This is a genomic window from Candidatus Cardinium sp. cByotN1 (genome assembly GCF_022810525.1).
GTDB lineage: Bacteria > Bacteroidota > Bacteroidia > Cytophagales > Amoebophilaceae > Cardinium.
This window is the reverse complement of sequence record NZ_JAACGG010000050.1, coordinates 1-4,428: the sequence shown is the minus strand read 5'-3', so window position 1 is coordinate 4,428 and position 4,428 is coordinate 1. Positions and strand designations below refer to the sequence as shown.

General features: G+C 38.6%; 3 protein-coding genes. All 3 read left to right on the top strand.

Annotated elements, in window-relative coordinates; translation table 11 throughout:
- The first annotated feature begins 236 nt into the window (after positions 1-236).
- The 3 genes from thrS (at position 237) to lpxD (ending at position 4,085) form a co-directional block, all read left to right on the top strand.
- Positions 237-2,153: a threonine--tRNA ligase gene (gene thrS / locus MUW73_RS01530; RefSeq protein WP_243018080.1), complete on the top strand. Its 1,917-nt coding sequence runs from the start codon at positions 237-239 to the stop codon at positions 2,151-2,153.
- A 129-nt stretch (positions 2,154-2,282) separates the two neighbouring features.
- Positions 2,283-2,975, top strand: coding sequence for a hypothetical protein (locus tag MUW73_RS01525; protein WP_243018079.1), 693 nt, complete (start codon positions 2,283-2,285; stop codon positions 2,973-2,975).
- Positions 2,976-3,095: 120 nt separating this feature from the next.
- Complete coding sequence (gene lpxD, locus MUW73_RS01520) at positions 3,096-4,085, top strand: UDP-3-O-(3-hydroxymyristoyl)glucosamine N-acyltransferase (protein WP_243018078.1); 990 nt, start codon at positions 3,096-3,098, stop codon at positions 4,083-4,085.
- Positions 4,086-4,428: the final 343 nt, after the last annotated feature.

Sequence of the window (4,428 nt, the reverse complement as noted above, 5' to 3'; positions counted from 1 at the left end):
AAAAGTAGCTTTAAAAATTCTTTCTATATGTTGCCATTTGTTTTTTCAATAGGTGAAAGCCAATGATTTGTAATTTATCTAACTGGCCAGCTAATTTAACTATAATACCCTTGATATCATTAATCTTCTTTCAAATCATGCCTTTTGATGCTAAAATAAAGATGAAATATAGAACCATTAATGAAAAAATTGTATGTTTATCAACTAACAAATCTTAAGGTACTGTACAGCATACAATGATTAATCTACTCATAGATGGCCAAAAAAGGTTATTTCCTAAAGGAACTACTGGTTTAGTTGTCGCCCAACAACTCGGGATATTTGATGTTTTAGCCGTTCAGCTCGGGGAAATGGTCTATGACCTTACGCGACCTATTGAAGCAGACGCTACCCTTCATTTCCTTAGATGGGAAGATCATGCAGGTAAACAACTCTTTTGGCATTCTTCTGCTCATCTTCTAGCTGCTGCCTTGGAGCGCCTTTACCCTGGTGTTAAGTTTGGTATAGGTCCCCCTATTGCACAAGGCTTTTATTATGATGTAGATTTAGGTCCCCATTCAACGGATAGCCTAGATCTAGCAGCTATAGAGAAAGAAATCATTACACTTGCCCAGCAAAAAGATCCATTTATTCGTCGAGTCGTCTCCAAGCAAGAAGCTATTGACTTTTTTACTAAAAAAGAAGATCCTTATAAGTTGGAGCTATTAGAAGGGTTGACCGATGGTACCATCACCTTATATCAACAAGGCGATTTTATTGATTTGTGTAAAGGTTCTCATTTGCCCCATACTGGATGGGTCAAAGCGGTTAAAATTTTAAACGTTTCAGGAGCCTACTGGCGAAGCAATGAAAACAATAAGCAGCTTACCCGTATTTATGGTATCACTTTTCCAACTAAAAAAGAACTAACAGATTTTCTGTATATTAGAGAAGAAGCCCAAAAAAGAAGTCATGCAAAGATAGGCAAGGCGCTTGGCCTATTTACTTTTTCTGAAAAAGTTGGTCTTGGCCTCCCGCTTTGGTTACCTAAGGGTGCGTTATTGTGTGATACTTTGGTCCAATTTCTTAAAAAAGAGCAGATCAAGCACGGATATCAGCCCGTTATTACTCCCCATATTGGCCATAAAGCGCTCTATATCACTTCTGGTCATTATGAAAAATACCAAGAAGATTGTTTTCAGCCCATTCGTACCGCTCAACCCGAAGAGGAATATCTTTTAAAGCCAATGAATTGCCCTCATCATTGTGAAATTTACAACAGCGCCCCCCGTTCCTATAAAGAGCTTCCTATTCGTTTGGCAGAGTTTGGAACTGTCTATCGTTACGAATTGCATGGTGCCTTGCATGGATTGACCCGCACCCGTTGCTTTACACAGGATGATGCCCATATCTTTTGTCGTTCCGATCAAGTAGCAGAAGAATTTGCTAAGGTCATTGATTTGGTTCTTTATGTATTTGGCCTATTTGGGTTTAAAGATTATACGGCCCAACTCTCTTTTAGAGACCCTAGTAGCGATAAATATATCGGAAACGTGCAAGATTGGGATGTAGCGGAAGAAGCTATTCAAGCCATAGCCAAAGCAAAAGGCTTACAAGCCACTGTTGTACAGGGTGAAGCTGCTTTTTATGGTCCGAAGGTCGATTTTATGGTTAGAGATGTCTTAGGCCGTAGTTGGCAACTAGGTACAGTGCAGCTAGATTACCAACTACCTATTCGCTTTGATTTGACCTATATGGGAGCCGATGGTGGGAAACACCGGCCCGTTATGATTCATCGTGCGCCATTTGGGTCACTAGAGCGGTTTATAGCGATTCTTATTGAGCATACTGGTGGCAAGTTTCCACTCTGGCTAGCTCCAGAACAAGTAGCTCTTTTATCCCTTTCCGATAAATATAATCAATATGCTGCTCTTGTAGAGCAAAAGCTATTGGCAGCAGGTATCCGTACTACCTTAGATAGCCGCAACGAAACCATTGGCAAAAAAATTCGGGAGACTACTTTACGTAAAATTCCCTATATCCTGGTGGTTGGTGAAAAAGAAATGATTAATAAAACTGTTACGGTCCGTAAACAAAATGGCCAGGTTACTATTCCTGTAGATGACTTTATCCAGCAAATTTGTGAGGAAGTGGTGGCTATGGGTGCTTTCTGATCGCAACTATTTTACAAGGCGCGTTTTTTAATTTTTGTAAGTGGCCTCATCACATTGCGGAATCCATACAGCGAAAGTAGTTTTGCACAAGAAATCTATTATTTAAAATTTAACTGTTCCTTTTATAGTATGTCTCTAAATGTCTATAAAATTGTTTGCGTAGTTGTTTGTATGGTGCTAGATGGTTGTTCAGTGTATAAAAGCTATATAGATCGGAGCACAAGCCTATCCATAAACCCAAAAAGCATACTACAACAAACCACGAAAACAAAAGCAAAAACAAAAATAGCCAAAACAAAAACAAGAGAGCTTGTCATCAATTACTTCAATCAACAATTACAGAACAGTACAAAATATGGTGTTACCCTACCTAAGGGATACGTAAAACTCCTGAAAAATTGGCAACTCCCTACTTTAAAAGTAGGGGAGTATCTATTCTTTGGATTTCTTACACCCAATTCAGGGGATGAACAAAAAGTCGCGCGTAGTTTAATCCGTAAGCAAAATTCAGATCAATCATGTTATTTACTTGACGTTTCAGTACCTGTTAAAGTAAAAAAGAGAAGAAAAGGTAAGCCTGCAACAACAAGATTATATTTCATAAAGCAACCTTTTTGTATAGCAGCTCTAATAGATGGAAGTTGTGGATATTATATTGATCTTGTAGAGGAAAGCATTGGAAATAAATATAGTTCGCGAATCTACAAATGCCATGAAGATGGTAAAACGGAAATATGCGCCAATAGTATCGATGCTTTTCTTAAGATTTGTCGCCTTGCGGAAAAGCGTAAACCCCCCATCAGTTTTGGATCAGTCAGATAAAGAAGCAGTCCGATCTACTTAGTAAATGCAAAAAAAGAAAAAGGAGAAATGGCTATTGTAGTAGTATGATGAAAAAAGTAAAACAGTACAATAAAGATTCCCTAATCTAAAATAACTACCATGCAATGGACCTTATCAGAATTAATAGAACGCTTTGATGGCAAATTATTAGCTGGCTGTGCGGATACAAACTTAACCCATCTTTGTACCCTGGATGATGGAGCTATTGGCGGGCTTAGTTTTTTTTCAAGTCCCCAATACACTACTGCCTTTTACCAAACCAAAGCCTCTGCTGTTTTGGTTCCTAAAGACTTTCAACCTGTTGCACCTCTATCTGCTGTTTTGATCGCTGTTGAAGATCCTTATCGTGCTTTTTGTCTGCTCATAGAAGAGGTTTACCAGCAAAAGACAGCTCCTAAATCGGGTATAGAATTTCCCTCTTATATAGGTCGGGAAGGTACGGTAGGTGCCAATATCTATCGAGGTGCTTTTTCCTATATTGGTCATCACGTAGTTATAGGTAAAGGCGTAAAAATTTATCCACATGTTTATGTAGGAGATCATGTCACCATTGGTGAGGATACGATACTTTATAGTGGCGCTAAAATAGCTGCTTATACCATTATAGGTAGCCGATGTGTTGTTCATGCGGGTGCTGTCATTGGTGGTACTGGTTTTGGCTTTTTAACGCACGCAGATGGTAGTTACAAACGTATCCCCTCTATTGGTAATGTGCAATTAGCTGATGAGGTAGAAATTGGAGCCAATACGACCATAGATGCGGCTACTGTAGGTACCACTATTATAGGCAAAGGGACCAAAATAGATAATCTAGTGCAAATAGCCCATAATGTGCAAATAGGTAAGCATACGGGTATTGCGGCACAGGTAGGCATTGCTGGATCGACCAAGATAGGAGATTATGGTAGGCTGGGTGGCCAAACAGGTGTTGCTGGTCACCTCCATTTGGGTGATCATATGAGAGCAGTTGGTCGCGCCGGTATTACCCGCTCTTTTCCCAAAGGCCATATTACCCTTTCTGGTACCCCTGCTTTTGAAAATAAACGATTCTTAGCGTGTTACGCTAGGTTTAAAAATCTGGCACGTTAGTCATTCAGCCGCTATGGGCCAGTATGCAAAAAAACCTCTTGTAAAAAGCTATTATTAGAACAGTTCTCTATTTAATCCTATATGATGTTAAAGCCATACGCCATGGTCTTCTTACATTTTTGAATGAAGCTGATTCATTCGACTTCTTATAAAAGCTATACAAAATAGCTTTTGTAAGAGATCTATTTTTATATCCCGATATTTTTTTAAGTATCTGTTCACGCAATGGCGTCAACTTAAGGAATTTTTAATTATTTTTATTTGATTATAAGTTTTTTATCTTACTTTTTTATCAAGCAAAAAGTAGCTTTAAAAAATTCATTTTTTACCAGTTTCAGGAACA

What these genes read in the sequence shown, in the direction of transcription:
- thrS (WP_243018080.1), top strand. Translation starts at nt 237, where the DNA reads ATGATTAATCTACTCATAGATGGCCAAAAAAGGTTATTTCCTAAAGGA.
- lpxD (WP_243018078.1), top strand. Translation starts at nt 3,096, where the DNA reads ATGCAATGGACCTTATCAGAATTAATAGAACGCTTTGATGGCAAATTA.
- MUW73_RS01525 (WP_243018079.1), top strand. Translation starts at nt 2,283, where the DNA reads ATGTCTCTAAATGTCTATAAAATTGTTTGCGTAGTTGTTTGTATGGTG.